Source organism: Rhizocola hellebori (assembly GCF_016862955.1).
GTDB classification, from domain to species: Bacteria; Actinomycetota; Actinomycetes; order Mycobacteriales; family Micromonosporaceae; genus Rhizocola; species Rhizocola hellebori.
The window spans coordinates 19,945-37,651 of the sequence record NZ_BONY01000013.1; the positions used below are offsets into that span (position 1 = coordinate 19,945).

General features: G+C 67.0%; 19 protein-coding genes. 7 read left to right on the forward strand and 12 right to left on the reverse strand.

Annotated elements, in window-relative coordinates; all coding sequences use genetic code 11:
• Positions 1-51: 51 nt before the first annotated feature.
• From Rhe02_RS12620 to rsmD, 3 genes are read right to left on the reverse strand one after another with little or no spacing between them, the layout of a single operon-like run.
• Positions 52-549, reverse strand: coding sequence for an ATP synthase subunit B family protein (locus Rhe02_RS12620; protein ID WP_203908359.1), 498 nt, complete (start codon positions 547-549; stop codon positions 52-54).
• A 46-nt stretch (positions 550-595) separates the two neighbouring features.
• Entirely contained in the window at positions 596-1,084 is a 489-nt protein-coding gene (gene coaD, locus Rhe02_RS12625) for a pantetheine-phosphate adenylyltransferase (RefSeq protein ID WP_203908360.1), read from the reverse strand.
• Between the two features lie 30 nt (positions 1,085-1,114).
• A complete protein-coding gene (gene rsmD, locus Rhe02_RS12630; RefSeq protein ID WP_203908361.1) occupies positions 1,115-1,684 on the reverse strand; it encodes a 16S rRNA (guanine(966)-N(2))-methyltransferase RsmD in 570 nt (189 codons plus the stop codon).
• 134 nt (positions 1,685-1,818) lie between these two features.
• On the opposite strand from rsmD, the gene Rhe02_RS12635 reads away from it, so the two are divergent.
• On the forward strand, positions 1,819-3,528 hold the full coding sequence (locus Rhe02_RS12635) for an LPXTG cell wall anchor domain-containing protein (protein ID WP_203908362.1): 1,710 nt from the start codon (positions 1,819-1,821) through the stop codon (positions 3,526-3,528).
• A gap of 71 nt (positions 3,529-3,599) precedes the next feature.
• Here the strand turns inward: Rhe02_RS12635 and recG are convergent, their stop codons facing one another.
• Positions 3,600-5,744 carry an ATP-dependent DNA helicase RecG gene (recG, locus tag Rhe02_RS12640; protein ID WP_203908363.1) on the reverse strand — a complete coding sequence of 715 codons (2,145 nt, stop codon included), beginning with the start codon at positions 5,742-5,744 and terminating at the stop codon, positions 3,600-3,602.
• A gap of 13 nt (positions 5,745-5,757) precedes the next feature.
• A complete protein-coding gene (fakA, locus tag Rhe02_RS12645) occupies positions 5,758-7,281 on the reverse strand; it encodes a DAK2 domain-containing protein (RefSeq protein WP_203908364.1) in 1,524 nt (507 codons plus the stop codon).
• Between the two features lie 121 nt (positions 7,282-7,402).
• On the opposite strand from fakA, the gene rpmB reads away from it, so the two are divergent.
• A complete protein-coding gene (gene rpmB / locus Rhe02_RS12650; protein ID WP_203908365.1) occupies positions 7,403-7,594 on the forward strand; it encodes a 50S ribosomal protein L28 in 192 nt (63 codons plus the stop codon).
• A 64-nt stretch (positions 7,595-7,658) separates the two neighbouring features.
• On the opposite strand, the gene Rhe02_RS12655 is transcribed toward rpmB, so the two are convergent.
• Complete coding sequence (locus tag Rhe02_RS12655; protein ID WP_239123735.1) at positions 7,659-8,120, reverse strand: GNAT family N-acetyltransferase; 462 nt, start codon at positions 8,118-8,120, stop codon at positions 7,659-7,661.
• A 3-nt stretch (positions 8,121-8,123) separates the two neighbouring features.
• Positions 8,124-9,068: a thiamine-phosphate kinase gene (locus Rhe02_RS12660; protein WP_203908366.1), complete on the reverse strand. Its 945-nt coding sequence runs from the start codon at positions 9,066-9,068 to the stop codon at positions 8,124-8,126.
• A 37-nt stretch (positions 9,069-9,105) separates the two neighbouring features.
• On the opposite strand from Rhe02_RS12660, the gene Rhe02_RS12665 reads away from it, so the two are divergent.
• Together Rhe02_RS12665 and Rhe02_RS12670 are read left to right on the forward strand one after the other, a co-directional pair.
• Positions 9,106-9,339: an Lrp/AsnC family transcriptional regulator gene (locus tag Rhe02_RS12665; protein WP_203908367.1), complete on the forward strand. Its 234-nt coding sequence runs from the start codon at positions 9,106-9,108 to the stop codon at positions 9,337-9,339.
• Positions 9,336-9,908, forward strand: coding sequence for a DUF3515 family protein (locus Rhe02_RS12670; RefSeq protein WP_203908368.1), 573 nt, complete (start codon positions 9,336-9,338; stop codon positions 9,906-9,908). Before Rhe02_RS12665 ends, Rhe02_RS12670 begins: the two co-directional genes overlap by 4 nt.
• Here the strand turns inward: Rhe02_RS12670 and Rhe02_RS12675 are convergent.
• Complete coding sequence (locus Rhe02_RS12675; protein WP_203908369.1) at positions 9,905-10,996, reverse strand: D-alanine--D-alanine ligase family protein; 1,092 nt, start codon at positions 10,994-10,996, stop codon at positions 9,905-9,907. The two genes, Rhe02_RS12670 and Rhe02_RS12675, sit on opposite strands and share 4 nt — an antisense overlap.
• Positions 10,997-11,078: 82 nt before the next feature.
• Between Rhe02_RS12675 and Rhe02_RS12680 the strand changes: the two genes are divergently transcribed.
• A complete protein-coding gene (locus Rhe02_RS12680; protein WP_203908370.1) occupies positions 11,079-11,528 on the forward strand; it encodes a hypothetical protein in 450 nt (149 codons plus the stop codon).
• 60 nt (positions 11,529-11,588) lie between these two features.
• Here Rhe02_RS12680 and Rhe02_RS12685 read toward each other — a convergent pair whose 3' ends face one another.
• Genes Rhe02_RS12685 through Rhe02_RS12700 form a run of 4 tightly spaced genes read right to left on the reverse strand, consistent with a single transcriptional unit; the run spans position 11,589 to position 16,872 of the window.
• Positions 11,589-14,093 carry a glycoside hydrolase family 9 protein gene (locus Rhe02_RS12685; protein WP_203908371.1) on the reverse strand — a complete coding sequence of 835 codons (2,505 nt, stop codon included), beginning with the start codon at positions 14,091-14,093 and terminating at the stop codon, positions 11,589-11,591.
• A 15-nt stretch (positions 14,094-14,108) separates the two neighbouring features.
• Complete coding sequence (locus tag Rhe02_RS12690) at positions 14,109-15,173, reverse strand: cystathionine gamma-lyase (RefSeq protein ID WP_203908372.1); 1,065 nt, start codon at positions 15,171-15,173, stop codon at positions 14,109-14,111.
• Complete coding sequence (locus Rhe02_RS12695) at positions 15,170-16,162, reverse strand: NAD(P)H-dependent glycerol-3-phosphate dehydrogenase (RefSeq protein ID WP_203908373.1); 993 nt, start codon at positions 16,160-16,162, stop codon at positions 15,170-15,172. Before Rhe02_RS12695 ends, Rhe02_RS12690 begins: the two co-directional genes overlap by 4 nt.
• The gene (locus tag Rhe02_RS12700) at positions 16,159-16,872 is read right to left on the reverse strand and encodes a lysophospholipid acyltransferase family protein (RefSeq protein ID WP_203908374.1); all 714 of its coding nucleotides are present in this window, start codon (positions 16,870-16,872) and stop codon (positions 16,159-16,161) included. The genes Rhe02_RS12695 and Rhe02_RS12700 overlap by 4 nt, the downstream gene beginning before the upstream one ends.
• Positions 16,873-16,954: 82 nt before the next feature.
• On the opposite strand from Rhe02_RS12700, the gene cofC reads away from it, so the two are divergent.
• Together cofC and Rhe02_RS49790 are read left to right on the forward strand one after the other, a co-directional pair.
• Positions 16,955-17,530 carry a 2-phospho-L-lactate guanylyltransferase gene (gene cofC / locus Rhe02_RS12705; RefSeq protein ID WP_239123736.1) on the forward strand — a complete coding sequence of 192 codons (576 nt, stop codon included), beginning with the start codon at positions 16,955-16,957 and terminating at the stop codon, positions 17,528-17,530.
• Positions 17,505-17,699 carry a cold-shock protein gene (locus tag Rhe02_RS49790; RefSeq protein ID WP_239123737.1) on the forward strand — a complete coding sequence of 65 codons (195 nt, stop codon included), beginning with the start codon at positions 17,505-17,507 and terminating at the stop codon, positions 17,697-17,699. Before cofC ends, Rhe02_RS49790 begins: the two co-directional genes overlap by 26 nt.
• Positions 17,700-17,707 lie beyond the last annotated feature (8 nt).

The window sequence follows — 17,707 nt, forward strand, 5'->3', positions numbered from 1 at the left end:
ACGAAGAAGATTACCTGAGAAAGGTGCTCCTCGTCGAACCAGGGGTAGGGCCTAGAACTGTGGCAGCGGCCGCTCGTCCTGCTCCGGGATGTAGGAACCGATCTCTCGCAAGGCATGCATCTTGTCGCGGCCACGTTCTATAGAGGCTAGCGCGCGGGTCAGGAATTGCTCGAAGTTGGCCAGGGCGGTGTCGACATACTCGTCGACCTCGTCACGCAGGCGCTGCGCTTCCGCGCGTGCCTCACCGATGATGCGAGCGCCCTCATGCTCGGACGAGACGGTGATCTCGTTCACCGAGACGAGCCGAGCGTGCTCCTGCTCACCCTCGCGGATAATCCGCTCGGCCTCGCGGCGGCCGGCGTCGAGGATCTTGTCGCGCTCCTCCAGCAGGGCGGCGGACCGGCGCAGCTCGCCGGGAAGCTCCGCGCGCAGCTGGTCAAGCGCGCCGATCACCTCACCCCGGTCGACCATGCAGTTACGCGACATCGGCACATTACGGGCAGATTCGATGACAGCAATGAGGTCGTCGATACGGTCGAGCGGATCCACCGGGTCACTCCTTGGTAGGCGTCAGATACATGATGCCTCGGCTGGGTCAGTTAGCGCGTGCGGCACGCAAGCGCTCAGCGAGCCTCTGCTCGACGAGCTCAGGCACGTAGGTTGACACGTCGCCGCCCCACTTCGCCACCTCTTTGACCAGGCTGGACGCGATGAAAGAATAGAGCGGATTCGTTGGCATGAACAAGGTTTCCACACCTGACAATCCGATGTTCATCTGCGCCATCTGCAACTCGTATTCGAAATCACCCACCACCCGGACGCCCTTGACCACGATCTGCGCTCCATGATCGCGGCAGAAGTCCACCAGCAGCCCCCGGAACGACATCACCCGGACGTTCGGGTACTCCTTGGTGACCTCGACCAGCATGTCCAGCCGTTCCTCGACGCTGAACAGGCCCTGTTTGGTCTCGTTCACGAGCACGGCGACGATCACCTCGTCAAACAGCTGTGCCGACCGCCCGATGATGTCCAGGTGTCCCCTGGTGACCGGATCAAACGACCCGGGGTAGACCGCACGCCTCATCGCGTTATCCCTTCGGGGGAATTTGCCGCCTCACAGCACTTCGGCGCGACCGTACCAAAGAGTCGACTCGCCGTAGCGGCGACCGCGCTCACCAGTGACGCCTTGCACCCAACTGGGCTCGGGGGAGCGGCTCGAGCGCTCGATCACGATCAGCGCACCATCGGTGAGCCAGGCCCCGCCGGCCAGCGCAGCGAGCATCTCCTCGATTTCGCTTTCCGTCACCTGGTACGGCGGGTCCGCGAACACGAGGTCATATCCCTGCTCCGGATTGCCCCCGGCCAGCACGCCGCCCACCTTGCCCGCCACCACCCGGGCCTGCCCCTGCGCATCCAGGGCCGCGATGTTCGCCCGGATCACCTTGACCGCCTTCGGGTCGTGCTCGACCAGCAGCGCATGAGCCGCGCCGCGCGACAGGGCCTCCAGCCCGACCGCCCCCGAGCCCGCGAACAGATCGATGACCCGCGCCCCCGAGAGGTCCATCTGGCTATCCAAAGTGGAGAACAGCGCCTCGCGTACCCGATCGGACGTGGGGCGGGTATGACGGCCCTCCGGAGCGCTCAGTCGTCGCCCTCCGTAGCGTCCGGCCACGATCCTTGTCACGCTGCGACGTTACTTCATAACGATTCCGCAACTACGCGTCTCCCCGATTTCCCAAGGATCTCTCGCCTTTCATAGGGTCAGGCGTTGCTCCATGCCGCTGACCCTCCGATCTCGATTGCTTTGGGGAGAATGCCTTGAATCGTCCCTTGAAACGGTTACTCGCCCTCACGGGTTCCGTTGTCCTCGGCACTCTTGGTGCGGTCGCGCTTGGCAGCCCCGCCCAGGCGCACCACAACACGATTACGGCCGGCGCGGTGTGCGCCAACGGGAAGATCCAGATCAACTGGACGATCCAAAACAGCGAGGGCGACAAGAACGAGCGGATCATTTGGTTCCAGCAGAACCCGAGCGATTCCATCCTCCGGGTAGCGAACAACGGAACGGTGACCAGCGACGTCATCGGCGTTCAGAGCCCGATCGGCGCGGGGGCCGCGCTCAAAGGCGTTCAGACGGTGCCCGATGGCACGCCGTTCGCCGAAATCAAGATGAAAGCCAAGTGGAGCAACAACTACGTCACGCCTGACGACAAGATCGACAGCTATAAGATCTCCCTCGCCGACCTCAACTGTGAGTCCGGCTTCAGCTCGGCGGTCGCCGGCACCGCGGAATGTGACAAGGAATCCGGCACCTGGAAGGTGACCTGGCAGGTCTCCAACCAGCACCCGAGCCGGGCCGCCAAGGTCCAGATCGTGACCGATGGCACCGTCTCGGAGCGGACAGCCGTCAGCACCGGCGGGACGTTCGTCACCCTCTCCCCCGAGAGCCTCATCACCGACCTGGCCGACAACGACCCCATCGCCGCGGCCACCACGTTGAGCGCCCACCAGACGGTCCCGGGCACGGCCGACGCGGCCCGCCTCAAGGTGGAACTGACCTGGCAGCGCGACAACTTCGCCGCCAAGCAGCACACCTCCACCGCCACCGTGAACTTCACCGGCGGCTGTGTGAAGAACGCCCCGAAGCCCGCCGCCAGGTTCGCCTCGGACTGCACCGGCCTCGTGACGGTCACCCTCTTCAACGGTGACACCGCCACCAAGGACGCCCGCTTCGTGGTCAAGGGCGCCAACGGCTGGTCGAGCGAGGAGGTCGTGGTTCCCAAGGGCGAGACGGCACTGGTCCACGTCCCCAAGGAGAACTCGGCAAGCGTCGTCGTCCTGGAGAGCGGCGAGCAGATCGAGACCTACTCGTGGCAGGACTCGACGAACTGCCACCCGATCGACATCAAGATCACTCAGAGCTGCGCCGGCGTCGAGGTCACGGTCGACAACCCCGAGAATGGCGCGGCGCACACCGTCAAGCTCGTGCCGACCAGCGGCCAGTCCATCACCAAGGTCTTCCAGCCGGGTGAGAAGGCCACGTACACCTTCGACGCCCCGAACGACACCGACGCCTTCAAGGTCGATGTGTCCATCGGCGAGCGCACCCGCACCATCACCTGGGAGCGGCCGAAGGGCTGTGAGGAGCTCGACGGCAACATCGAGCAGACCTGTACCGGCATCATCATCCACCTGACCAACCCGCAGGACGGCTCCCCCGCTGCCCTGGTGCTGACCCCGACCCCGGGCGACCCGGTGTCGTTCACGCTGAACCCGGGCGAGGACAAGGACGTGGAGTTCGTTGCCGGGCCGAGCGGTCTGACGGTCGCGGGATCCCTCAACGGCGAAACCCTGGGCGAGCCACTGGTCTGGGTGAAGCCAGAGGGATGCGTGCCGCCGCAGCTGCCTAAGACCGGTGACAACACGGCCGGCTACATCGCCTCGGGCACCGGGCTCGTCGCGCTTGGCGCGATCGTGTTCTTCCTGGCCCGCCGCCGGATGGTCAACCTGCGCCGCCTGGCCTCGTAGGTTCCTCAGAGCACCACCACATAGAAGAAAGGGCGGGTCCCGCGAGGGGCCCGCCCTTCATTTGTTGGCAGTCAGCCTTTTTGGAGGTACTCGGCCCGATCCTCGCTCACCAGGCGGCTCACCGTTTGGGCCAGCAGCGGGTGCTCGGCCAGGGTGGGGTCGCGCGCCAGCAACTCTTCGGCCTCCGCCCGCGCCTCACCGATCAGCTCGCGGTCGCGCAACAGCGACAGCAGGCGCAGATGGGTGCGGCGGCCGGATTGGGCCGCGCCCAGCACATCGCCCTCGCGCCGCTGCTCCAGATCGATCTCGGCGAGCTGGAAGCCGTCGACGGTCGACGCCACCGAGTCGAGCCGCTCCCGGGTCGGGGTGCCTTCCAGGGTCTCGGTGACGAGCAGGCACAGACCGGCGGCCGAGCCCCGGCCCACCCGGCCGCGCAGCTGATGCAGCTGGGAGATGCCGAAGCGGTCAGCATCGAGGATCATCATGACTGTCGCGTTGGGAACGTCGACGCCGACCTCGATCACGGTGGTGGCGACGAGCACGTCGAGCTTGCCTGCGGCGAAGGCGCGCATCACGGCGTCCTTCTCGTCGGCGGGCAGCTTGCCGTGCAGAATCTCCAGGCGCAGCCCGGAAAGCGGGCCCTCCTTGAGCAGGGGCGCCACTTCGAGCACAGCGATCGGGGGCCGCCGGTCGCTATCGGCCTCGGCATCCGATGGCGGCTCCTCGTCTTCGGAGGCGGCGTCGGACGAGCCGATGCGCGGGCACACGATGTAGGCCTGATGGCCCTTGCCGACCTCCTCCCGCACGCGCTGCCAAGCTCTTTCCAGGAAGGCGGGCTTTTCCGCGGCCGGGACCACGTGCGAGGCGATCGGCGATCGGCCGCCGGGAAGCTGGGTGAGGGTGGAGATTTCGAGGTCGCCGTAAACGGTCATCGCCACCGTGCGCGGAATCGGCGTGGCGGTCATCACCAGCACGTGCGGCGGCTGCTCGGCCTTGGCGCGTAAGGCGTCGCGCTGCTCGACCCCGAAGCGGTGCTGCTCATCGATGACGATCAGACCGAGATCGGCGAAGTCGACGCCGTCATAGAGCAGGGCGTGGGTGCCGATGACCAGTGAGGCGGCCCCGCTGCCGATGTCGCCCAGGATCCGGCGCTTGGCGGCGGCGCCGGTCGAGCCGGTCAGCAGCACCACCCGATGCTGTTCCTCCAGCGGAAGCAGGCCGGTGATGCCTCGAAAGTGTTGTGCCGCAAGCACTTCGGTGGGCGCGAGCAGGGCGGCCTGCCCGCCGTTGTCCATGACTTGCAGCATGGCCCGCAACGCGACGAGGGTCTTACCGGCGCCCACCTCGCCCTGCAGCAACCGGTGCATCGGGTGCGGCGTGGCCAGGTCGGCGCTGATCTGCTCGCCGACCTCCAGCTGACCCTCGGTCAGCTGGAAGGGCAAACCGGCGTCGAACGTGGTGAGCAGCCCGCCCTCGACCTGAGGCCGGGAAACCGCGGGCCACTGTGCGGCCTCCTGCTTGCGCCGCACCAGGGTCAGCTGGATGGCGAAGGCTTCGTCCCAGGCGAGCCGCTTCTTCGCCAGGGCGAGCATCTCGCCCGACGACGGCCGGTGGATCTCGCGCAGAGCGGTAGGCAGATCGATGAGCTTGCGCGCGGCCCGGATCTCCGAGGGCATCGGGTCTGGCGGCATCGGGATGGTGTCGAGCACCACGCGCACGCAGCGGGCGATGACCCAGGTCGGGATCTTCGCGGCCGAGGGGTAGACGGGAATGAACGCCCCCGCGAACGCCTCCATCTCCTCGTTCCAGTCGGCGCCGTCGAGCAGGATGTAGTCGGGCCCGTTGAGCTGGCGGCGGCCCCGGAACTCGGTCACCTTGCCGGCGAAGAGCCCCCACCTTCCGGGCAGCAGATCACGCGCACGCCAAGCCTGGTTGAAGTAGGTCAGGGTGAGCTGGCCGCCGAGACCATCACCGACGATGACCTCGAGGATGTGGCCCGCCCGCTGCCGGAACTTGCGCGGGTTGGTGCTCATCACCTGAGCCATCACCGTGACCTGCTCACCCACCTCCAGCTGGCGGATGTTGGTGTGCTCGCCGCGTTTGTCGTAGCGCCGGGGCACGTGATAGAGCAGGTCACCCGCGGTGTAGAGGTCGAGGTTGACGGCAAGCGCCTTGGCCGTCTTCTCGCCCACAATCTTGCCCAGTGGCGTGTCCATTCAGGCGAGTCTCTCACTCCACCCCGACAAGAAGCGGGTAATGCTGCTGCCCGCCTTCGTAGGCGTGAACATCGACAAGCTGCCACTTTTCGCGTACGTGTTCGGTGAGCGCCTCGGCCAGGCCGGGCGGGGCATCGGCCCCGGTCAGCAGCGTCACCAGCTCGTTGCGGCCGGTGGCCAGCATCCGGTCGAGCAGCTCGCAGCAGACCTGCAACAGGTCCTGTCCGATCACGTTGACCTCGCCCTCGACGAGCGCGATGACGTCACCGGGCACGCATCGCCCGGCCACCGTGATCGCTTCCCGGCTGGCGATGGTCACCTCGGCGGATCGGCAGGCGGCGGCCGCCTCGGCCATGGCGATCACGTCGTCCTCGAAGCGGCGCGCCGGGTCTCTCACGGCCAGCGCCGCCAAGGCCTGTACCGGGGATCGGGTCGGGATGACCCGCACCTTCACCCCCTCGCCGAAGGCCTCGTCCGCGGCGGTCTGCGCCACCGCCCGCAGGTTCGTATCGGTGGGCAGCACCGCCACCCGCCCCGCTCCGGTGGCGAGGATCGCATCGAGAATGTCCGACGTCGACGGCTTCGACCTCACCGGCACCGCGTTCTCGTTCACCAGCAGATCGGCGATGCCCTCGCCGGCGGCGGTGACGACGACGGCCCGCGCGGTCGGGTCGGGCCGGCGCGGCCCGCCCTCCGCTTTCGAGCTGGTCAGATGGGTCACCTGGATCTGATGCGGCCGCCCGGCCTCCAGCCCGGCCTCGATGGCCGCGCCGGCGTCGTCGACGTGCACGTGGACCCGCCAGGACGGCTGCCCGCCCACAATGACCAGGGAGTCGCCCAGCCTGTCCAGCACGGATCGCAGCTTGTCCACGGCCTGCGCATCGGTGTCGAGCAGGTATTGCACCTCGTAGGCGGGGCCGCGATAGCCGGACAGGGCCGCCGTCGGCGCGTGCCCGACCACCACGCTCACCTCGTGTGAGAGCTCCTCGCCGGTCAGGGTCTGCACCAGCGCGTCGAGCAGCAGCACCAGCCCCCTGCCGCCCGCGTCGACCACCCCGGCGGCGGCCAGCTCCGGCAGCTGCTCCGGCGTGCGCGCCAGGGCGACCGCTGCCGCATCGGCGCACTCGCGCAGGGTCGCGCCATCCGCCGCACGCGCCACGGTCAGGATCGTCCCCTCCACGGGGTGGGCCACGGCTTCGTAGGCGGCGACAGCGGCATCCTGAAGGGCCCGCGACCCGGTGATGCCGGCGGCGAGCCCGGCGAGCCACTGCGCGGTGATCACTCCCGAGTTGCCCCGAGCGCCCATCAGGGCGCCCCGCGCCATCGTGCGCAGGGCGTCGCCCGGGGTCTGCTCCTCCAGCACTTCGCTGAGTGCCCGCTCAGCCGCTTGCAAGGTCATCAGGAGGTTGGTCCCGGTGTCGCCGTCGGGCACAGGGTAGACATTCAGGTCGTTGAGCTCCTGCTCATGACGTCGCACGAGCGCGATCGCCTGCGAGCACCAACGCCGCACTGCATGCGCGTCCATGGCCTCCAGCACGTGCGTAAGCCTAATAGGAAATAGCGCGCAGGGGCCGATTGGGCGAAGGTGTGGTCTGTCGGGTAACCTGTCGGGGTTGCGTTCATCGCGACCGATCAAGGACGACTTCAGGAGAGATCCAGTGGCTAGCGTTTGTGACATCTGCGACAAGAAGCCGGGCTTCGGCAACAACCGGCCGTGGTCGAGGAAGGCCACCCGCCGCCGTTGGAACCCCAACATCCAGTCGGTGCGGGTCGCTGCTGGCGGAGGCACGACCAAGAAGGTGAACGCGTGCACCTCGTGCATCAAGGCGGGCAAGGTCTCCCGCGCCTGATCTGCGAGTAACTTCCAACAACAGTCATTTCGACGAAAGGCCGCTCCCTGCGAGCGGCCTTTCGTCATAGTTTCTTGGCGAAGCAGCGCACCCCGGGCTCGTTGCGGTAGTAGCCGAAGGGTTCGATCCGCTCGTATCCCAAAGACTCATACATGGCAATCGCTTCCGGCTGTCCCGTCCCCGTTTCCAGGATGATCCGGTTGCGGCCGTGCGCTCGGGCGTCGTCCTCGATAGCGGTCATGATGCGGCTGGCCATGCCGCGGCCGCGCGACTGCTGGGATACGAAGATCCGCTTCACCTCGGCCACCTCGCCCGCGTCGTCATGGCCACGCCAGGCGCCACAGCCAATCGCCTCGCCGTCAAGGTAGGCGACGAAGAAGCCGCCGTTGGGCGGGTCGAACTCGGCCGCGCGCACCGGCGTCGCGTCGGGGCCGCCGTAGCGCTCGGTCAGGTCTTCCATGAGCTCGCCGATGAGCCGCTGTGCGACGGAAGCCCCGTACCGGGTCGGCTTTATCTCAATCTGCACGCACTAGACCCTAAAGTGGTCCCACCCGGTCGCCCCCGACCAGGGTCGGCCATCGACTGTTACGTCACTTCCGGTTCCCACCTTGCCGATCACGCGCCAGCCCTCCGGCAGCGGTGCGCCCTCGGGGAAGGTCGCGGCGAGAGCGTGGTCATCGCCCCCCGCGAGCAGCCACTGGTAGGGATCCACGCCCAGGGCTAAGGCCGCGTCTCGCATTTGATCGGGTACCACAAAAGCGTCTTTAAGAACATCAATGTGCACTCGGCTGGCGTCGGCGATGTGGCCGAGGTCGGCAAGAAGCCCGTCGGAGACGTCAATCATCGACGTGGCCCCGGCCCGTCCCGCAGCCGGACCGTGGGCGTAGGGGACCTCCGGACGGCGGTAGGCGTCCACCAGTACCTTCGGGGTCCGGAACCCCCGTGACAGCACCGTGTAACCGGCTGCGGCATAGCCTGTGCGGCCCGCCATGGCGACCAGATCGCCGGGCCGGGCACCGTCGCGGCGCACCGGGGCGAGCCCGTGCAGGTCGCCCAGCGCGGTGACGGCGATCATCAGAGTCGGGCCGGAGGTCATGTCCCCGCCGACCACGCTCGCTCCGACCAGGCCGGCTTCCTCGGCCAGACCTTCGGCGAGCAGCTCGGCCCATCCGGCGTCCAAGTCGGCCGGGGCGCACAGACCTACCAGCAAAGCGGTGGCTGTGCCGCCCATCGCGGCGATATCAGCCAGATTGGCCGCTGCCGCGCGCCGGCCGATGTCCGAGGCATCGGCCCAGTCGCGCCGGAAATGCCGTCCTTCGACCAGCAGATCGGTAGATGCCACCACCCGCCCGTCGGAGGCCACCACCAGCGCCGCGTCGTCGCCCGGCCCCAGCAGCACGGCCGGACCGGGCTCGCCCAGTCGGGACACCACCCGCGAGATCAGCCCAAACTCTCCGGTCTGCCTGATACTCACTTCAAGGCCTCCAACACAGGTGAGGTATTTTCGACGCGTGGTCCACGCCTACATCTTGATTCAGACTGCGGTCGGCGGCTCCGTCGACGTGGCCGGAGCGATCCGTGCCATCGAAGGCGTGCTCCGAGTGGACGCGGTCACCGGTCCCTATGACGTCATCGCCATGGTTCAGGCCCGCAGTGTTGATGATCTGGGCAAGCTGCTGCTCTCGCAGATACAGCTCATACCCAACATCACCCGCACCCTGACGTGCCCCATCATCCACCTGTGAACAACGATCAAACGACGCGGTCCGCGAGGCGCATCGCCACAGCGATTGCCGTTCCGCTCGCTGTGGTCGCCGGATTCGTGATGTTCCAAACACTCAAACCCGCGCCCGCGCCTACGCCGACGGCGCAAGCCACCGCGAGTGCGAGCGTCGCGCCTGTCCCCACCGCACCGGTGCCCGTAGCCGCGATCGCGCTGAGCGAGCGCGAGGCGGTGGTCTGCCGCGCTTTCCTGGCAAAGTTGCCCGAGCAACTGCGCGGGCTGCCACGCCGTCAGGTCACCGGGGGGCATGAGCAGAACGCCGCCTTCGGCGATCCCGCCGTCACGCTCACCTGTGGCGGCCCCGCGCCCACCTTCGCGCCCACCGATTTCGTCTATCCGCTCAGCGGCGTTTGCTGGCATCCCAACGAGGCGGGTTCGGTCTGGACCACGGTCGACCGCGAAGTGACGATCGCGTTGGCCCTTCCGGGCGCGCTGAGCGGTGAAGGCAGCGGGCAATGGGCGGCAGCGCTTTCCGGCCCGGTCACCGCCGCTGTCCCCAGCGCACAGGTCAAACCCAGCGGATGCGGTTAGTGCAATCCTGAGCCGCGCCTCAGTGCTGTACGGATGAGGCGGGACACCAGCTTGGGATAGTCCAGGCCGCTGGCCGCCCACATGCGCGGGAACATCGACGTCGGCGTGAAGCCGGGCATGGTGTTGATTTCGTTGAGATAGATGTCCAGCTCTGGTGTGACGAAGAAGTCCACCCTGGCCAGCCCGGCGCAGTCGAGTGCGGAGAAGGTGCGCGCGGCGAGCTCCTGCACCTGAGCCGTTACGTGATGGGGCAGTGGCGCGGGGATGTCGTACTCACAGTCGTCGTCGAGGTATTTGGCTTCGAAGTCATAGAACTCATGTCCGCCTTTGACGAGCCTTACCTCGGCCAGCACGCTCGCTTCCGGCGCCGCGCCCGGCTCGCCTTCGAGGACACCGCATTCCACCTCGCGGCCGAGCATCGCGGCTTCCACCAACACCTTCGGGTCGACGGCGCGCGCCTTGGCCAGTGCCGTTTCCAGCTCGCCCCACTCCTTCACCTTGCTGATGCCCATGGACGACCCGGCACGCGCCGGCTTCACGAACACGGGCAACCCAAGACGCTCCTTGTCGGCCGCGGACAACTCCTGTCCGGCGCGCAGCACCGCGTACGGACCGATCGGAATCCCTTCTGCGGCCGCGAGTTTCTTGGCGAACTCCTTGTCCATCGCGGCGGCCGAAGCGAAGACGTTCGCTCCCACATAGGGGATGCCGGCCATCTCCAGCAGGCCCTGGATCGTGCCATCCTCGCCGTAAGCGCCGTGCAGCACCGGGAAAACTACGTCAACGCCGGCCAGCGCGGAGACGCCGTCGACCGGGTCAAGCACCACAAGCTCTTGGCGTGTCGGATCTGCCGGCAGGGCTATGGCCTGACCCGAGGTGACCTCCGGCAGCGACCGGCCTTCGATGGCGAGTGTGGCAGGGTCTGACGACGTGAGCACCCATCCTCCCGCGCGGGTTATACCGACCGGCACCACGTCGAACTCGGCCGGGTCAAGCGCGCCGATGATGCCGCCTGCGCTGACGACTGAGATCGCGTGCTCGGTGCTGCGCCCGCCGAAGACCACGGCGACGCGGATCTTTTCACTCACGGGGCCGACATTACCTTGCGTTGTGGAGATTCAGTGTGGAGCTGCTCGCACCGGTGCCCAGCTCGCCCTAGCATCACTGCCCGTGACCCCTTTGACGCGTGTCCGCATCTGGATCGTCCTCTTCGTGATCTGCCTGGTGCTCAGCGGCGTTACCGCCTTTCCCCTCCTCGCCGAGGTCCGCTGGGTTTCCACACTTGCGTTGCCGGAACCGCTGGCCGACTGGATTAACGAGGTAAAGGTAGCGCTGGAAGCCACTCCGCCGCTGATGTTCTACGGCACCGACTGGCTTGCCTTCGCCCATATCGTGATCGGGCTCGCGTTCATCGGCCCCTACCGCGATCCGGTGCGCAACATCTGGGTCATCGAGTGGGCGATGCTTTGCTGCGTCGCGATTATCCCGCTCGCCTTCATCGCCGGCCCGATCCGCGGCATTCCGTTCTGGTGGCAACTCATCGATATATCGTTCGGTATCTTCGGCCTGATTCCACTATGGATAGTCCGCCGAGAGATCCTGAAATTGGCCAATCGGTAATCCTGCTCGACGGGCTGTTCACCCCCCGGTTCCAGCCCGCCGAGCAGGGGCGACGGATCCCTATCCGCAGAGGGATCCGTTCAGGGTGAACACTTCGGGGTTGGGATTCGGGCCGCCGCCCGGATCACCAAGGAACCCGAAGGTCACCGAGCGGCCGGGCTGAATCGCCCGGTTCCACGACTCATTGGTCGCGGTAACCATGGCGCCGGCCTGGTGCAAGGTCGCACCCCAATGGGCACCGGCTCGCTGATCGCTCAGGAACGACCAGCGCAGCTGCCAGCCATTGATGGGGGTAGAGCCCGTGTTCTTGACGGTCACCACCGACAGGAACCCGCCTCGCCATTGCGCCAGCCGGGTGTAGCGCACCTGGCAGGTCGACGGCGCGGGTTGCGCCGACGAGGCAAGGAACGAGGAAACCCACGCCAGCGGCGAGTTCCAGTTGATGGTCAGCTCATTCGTCGACCACGACTCGATGTCATCTATGTAGCAGAACTGGCCCACGCAGCCGCGCAGCTTCTGCTGTGCCACCGGATCCTGGATCGACGAGTTCGGGCCGCCGGAAAGCGTGCCCTTCGGCGGGTTCGGCAGATCGGGGTTGAGCTGGTGGGAGTACCACCGGCTGTGCTGGTTATGCGAGTTGACCTCGCCATAGCCGGTGATGTACGACATGTTGAGCGCGTTGCGCCCAAGCAGATAGTCCATCCCGCTCAGCACACCCTCGGCGAAGCGCGGCGCTCCGGTCAGATCGAAGGCCGTCGCCACCACCACAAGGTTGTTGAGCACCAGGTTGTTGGAACCCCAATCGAAGATGCCGCCGTCGGGCGTGTAGGTCAGCCCGTAGCTGTGCGCGGCCTGAGCCTCCAGATAGGACTCGGCAGCCGCCACCACCGACGCCTTCACCGCCGCCCGTCCGGGCAGCGAGTTGGGCACCGTGGCCAGGTCGAGCCGGCCCAGCGGGGCCACCCACTGCCAGTCGAAACCCTTGGCGCGGAAGATGTCCGCAGTGTGCAGCGGTGACGTGAGCACCGCTTCCCGGAACGCCTTCTCCCCGGTGGTGAGGAACAGCTCCGCCGCAGCCCAGTAGAACTCGTCGGTGACGTTGGTGTCGTCGTAGGTCCCGCCGCCGTTGCCGTCCGCCGTCGAAGCGTAGATCGCCGGGTTGGCGACCGCCGCCGCCCACGCCGACCGCGCCGCCGCCAGCGACCGCGCCGCGAAGGCCGCATCGTACGGGGCGAAAAGGCGTGCCGCTTGGGCTGCCGTGGCCGCGAGGTTCAGCGTGGCCGCGGTCGAGGGCGGGTGAAGCTCGCGCACCTTCGGATCGAGGTGCGGCAGCAGCGGCAAGCCGGTCCACTCACTGTCGTGAATCTTGTGGTGGGCCATGCCCGCCAGCGGCTTGCCCGCCGGAACCTGCATGCTGAGCAGGAACTCCATCTCCCAGCGCGCCTCGTCGAGGACGTCGGGCACGCCGTTTCCACTCTCCGGAATGGACAGTTGCCCGTCGCCGAAGGCGAACCGGTTGCGCTCGAAGGCAGCCATCAGCTGATAGACCGAGATACCGCCGTTGACGACGTACTTGCCGTGATCGCCCGCGTCGTACCAGCCTCCGCGCACGTTCAGCGAGTAGTCGCAGACTCCGGGCTGGCACGGGACAAGCACGTCACCGAGGTTCGGTGCGACCCCGGCATGCCCGGCCGGACGGCCGTACCCAGGGCGTAGAGCGTTGTCGATGGCAACACCGGACCGCTGCGTGTAGTAGAACTTCAGCGCGTCATCGCGCATCTGGGCATAGAAGTTGCCCGAGATGTCGAAGGGGCGGCTCGTTTCGCCGTCGGCGCTCAGCGTGTAGGTCCCCGCCGCGTGAACGTTGCTGAACGTGATGGTGTGCACGTTCTGGCCCGAGGTGGGATCGACGCCGCGGGGCACCGTCTGTCCATTCGCGACAGTGGTGGCGCCGGACCGCAGCTCCCACGGCACCGGAGTTGTCGCCTCGGTGACCACGGTGGCCTGCTTGGGGCCGCTGGCCAGGTATCCGACCTGGTTCACCCGCACCCGGGGACCGGTGTCCGGGGTGTAGACGGGGGGCGCCGCGCCACCGCGCAGCGAAACGTTGTCCATACAGAACCGCCATGGGTCAGCGCGCCCGCCTATCTGGTACGCCAGCTGGGCGTTGGGCAGATCGACAGGTGAGGTGAACGAGCCCGAGGTGGCGGGCAGCGGGAGGGAAAGGAATTGGGTCCAGGGATCCACGGGCAGCTGGATCAGCGCCTTGCCAAAGGCGCCCGCGCTCGCGTCGTAGCCGAACTGATAGGACTCACCCGCGATAAGCGTGATGTTGTCCTGACCAATGATGACGTCCCAGGGGTTAACCGTGCCGCCAGGAATGTCGGCGCACAGCTGGCCACTGCTGGAGTCAAGGGTGATATTGCCAGTGCCCCACCAGGGGGCATGGCCTGAGTCGAAGGTGCCGTTGACTATCTGCTCAGGTTCTTCCGCCGCGGCCGGGCCGGCCGCTAGAAGACCACAGACAATCGCCAGCGACACCACGATGCGTGGGAGCGCTTCCATAGTGGGAGCATGCCGCTATCCCATGGAGGCGTCAAGAGCGGTCTCGATGTCTGCCACAAGGTCTGAAGTGTCCTCAATGCCACAGGAGAGGCGGACAAATCCCGAAGGGACGTTGTCTTCCCACTGATGCCGCCGATCAGCGGAGGAGTGCACTCCACCGAAGCTGGTGGCCGCCGCGACCAGCTTCGATGCCCCCAGAAAAGCCGCGGCCGCCGCCGCGGAATCCAACTCGAAAGAGACAATGCCGGGAGCGATCTCGGCCCACCGCACCGCCGACACCGCCGGGTGCTTACGGAGCGTGGCCACCACGGCCGCCCCGTTTGCGGCCTGCTGGCGCAGGCGCAGCGCCAATGTCGACAGCGACCTGCGGGCGAGCCAGCAGTCAAAAGCGGCCGGGATGCCGCCGGTCAGGTTGCGCCATCTCTGCATCCCCTCCAGCAGCGACTTGTCGCGGGTGGCGACGTAGCCCAGGAGCAGGTCTGAGTGGCCGGAGAGGGCCTTGGTCCCCGAGGCCACCACTAAGTCCGCCCCGAGCTCCAGCGGCCGCTGGTGCAGCGGGGTGGCGGTGGTGTTGTCGACCGCGACAAGCGCCCCGGCCTCGTGCGCCACGGCCGAGATGGCGCGGATGTCGGCCACGTCCAGCCCGGGGTTGGCCGGCGATTCGAGCAGCACCAGCCGTACGCCCTCGAAGGACGGATAAGGCCCCGCCGTCGGGGCCTCGATGACATCGATCCCCAAGTCGGCAAGGGTGGCCGCGGCGAAGACTCTGACCTGGTAATAGCCATCGGATGGAAGCACCACGGTGTCGCCGGGATGCAGCGTCGTCAGCAGCAGCGCCGTGATCGCGGCCTGGCCGCTGGCATAGACAAGACAGTCGCCGCCCTCAAGCTCACCGATGGCCGACTCGAGGATGCGCCGGGTCGGGTTGTCGGGCCGGCCGTACCCGTCGCGCCCGGTGACGTACCCCTCGGGGTCGAGGTGGTAGGCCGACGCGAGCACAGGCCCCGGTGCCACCGGTGCCCCGATCTGCGGCGCAGGCAGTCCACTGTGGACGCAGCGGGTCGAGTCTGAGTAGGTCATTCAGGCTTTGTAGCACGCGACATGAGCGTCTTGAGAGCAACTTTGGGATCTACGCCCTCATGGCACACCCGCTCCACCTGCTCGGTGATGGGCATGTCGACCCCGTGCGCGCGGGCCAGATCGCGGATGGCAAGGCAGCTCTTGACCCCCTCGGCGGTGAACCGGGTGGTGCGCTGCGCCTCCTCCAGCGACTGGCCCCGGCCCAGGGCCTCGCCGAAGGTGCGGTTGCGCGACTGCGGCGACATGCAGGTGCCCACCAGGTCGCCGAGACCGGCCAGTCCGGCGAAGGTCATCTGGTCGGCGCCGAGCGCCATGCCGAGCCTTCCGATCTCTGCCAGGCCGCGGGTGATGAGGGTCGCCTTCGTGTTGTCGCCCAAGCCCATCGAATGGGCGATGCCGAAAGCCAGCGCGATGACGTTCTTTACCGCGCCGCCCAGCTCACAGCCGATGACATCGTCGTTGGTATATGGCCGGAAGTATGAGGTGGTGATGGCGTCCTGAACCTGGGTGGCCCTTTCCATGTCCACACACGCCACCACGGTCGCCGCGGGTTGCCCGGCAGCGATCTCGTGCGCGAGGTTGGGGCCGCTGACCACGGCGACCCGGTCACCCGAAACCCCGGCGGTTTCGATGATGACCTGGCTCATCCGCATGGTGGTGCCAAGCTCGATCCCCTTCATCAACGAGACGAGGGTGGCATCAGGACCCAGATCCGGCGCCCAGTCGGCGAGGTTGGCACGCAGCGTCTGCGAAGGCACGGCGAGAACGACGATTTCGGCCCCATCGAGCGCTTCGGCCGCTGATGTCGTCGCCGTCACGTTCGAGCCCAGCCTGGTACCCAGCAAATAGTCAGGATTTTCTCGGTTGGCATTGATGGCCATGGCGATTTCGGGCCGCCTGGCCCAAAGCACCGTCTCATTGCCCGCATCGCCAAGGATTTTCGCGAACGCTGTGCCCCAGGACCCGGCACCCAGCACCACCGTTTTCATTCCGCTGATTCCTTTCCGGCGGCTGGACTCCAGATCGGTGGCGGAGATTCCTCGCGGATCTCGGCCAGCAGATCACGGATGCGCAGCATTATTGTTTCGGTCATCTCAGTCAAAGTTGCCATGCTCGGATCGGCGCCCGCCCATCGGGACAGGTCGACCTCAGGCCCGGCCCACACCGAGACCGGCGTGCGGGGCTTGAGGCGCAGCTTCTTGGTTCGCCGGTCGTAGATCTGCTCAGGCCCCCACATCGCCACCGGAATGACCGGGGCGCCGGTGAGCAGGTGCAGCCGAGCGGCACCGGTTTTGCCGCGCATAGGCCATAGGCCCGGCTCGCGGGTGATGGTGCCCTCGGGATAGATGACGACCGTGCCATTTTTCCGCAGTGCCGCGACCGCGTCATCGAGCGCTTTGGCGGCATCGACGGTGTTGCGGCGGACCGGGATCTGGCGGGCCCAGTGCAGGATTTTGCCGGCCACGGGGAGCCGGAAGAGGCTCTCCTTGCCCAGGAACTGGGGCCACCTACCGGACTCGTAGACATAGCGGGCGATCACAAAGGGATCGGCGTCGGAGATGTGGTTGACCACCACGATGCAGGCGCCCGCCGGGAAGTTTTCCCACCCGCGCCAATCGGGTTTGTTGAACAGAGCGGTCGCCGGTTTGACCAGCGACACAGCGAACCGTCCCCAGAACCCCAGCTTGCGCCGTGTCACGCCGGCCCTCCTGTCGTGTTTCAGCCAGCATCATGTCACCCCGATGGCCTTGTTCGGAAACTGTGCCTGCCAGAATCGGCAGATGTCTGCCGACCGTTTCACCCTGCTGGTGCCGCTTAAGCCGCTTGCCGCGGCGAAGAGCCGGCTGCGCGGCGCGGTGCCGGGAACACGGCACGAGGACCTGGTGCTCACCCTGGCCACCGCGACGCTTGAGGCCGCTGCCGCCAGCCCGGCCGTTGCCCGTGTCATCGTCATCAGCAATGAACCCCTGGCAGGCTTTGAGACTCTGCCCGACCCACATCAGGATCTGAACGCCGCGCTGGTCGAGGTGGCACGCCGTCTTTCCGGCCCGCTGGCGGCGATCCCGGCCGACCTGCCCGCGCTGCGCCCGGCCGAACTGACGCAGGCCTTGGAGCTATGCACCACGCGCAGCTTCGTCCCCGACGCGGAGGGCACCGGGACGGTCCTGTTGGCCGCGCCGTTCGGCGACCTCGATCCGCGGTTCGGGCCGGGCTCGGCGGACGCGCACGAAAGTTCCGGCGCGGTAAGGCTCTCCGGCGATTGGCCAACGTTGCGCAGGGATGTCGATACCTTGGCTGACTTAGCAGCCGTGAAAGCACTAGGCTGGAGCCATGCAGGGCACCATCTCAGAGTTTGACCCCGAGACCCGCACCGGGTCGTTGCTGCTCGACGATGGCACGCCGGTGACCTTCGGCCGGGCGGCCTTTGACGTGTCAGGGCTTCGCTTGCTGCGCCTCGGCCAGCGAGTCAGCCTCGAATACGGACCCGACGGCAACGTCGACAAGATCTCCATTCCCACCTTTTAAGTTCGCCT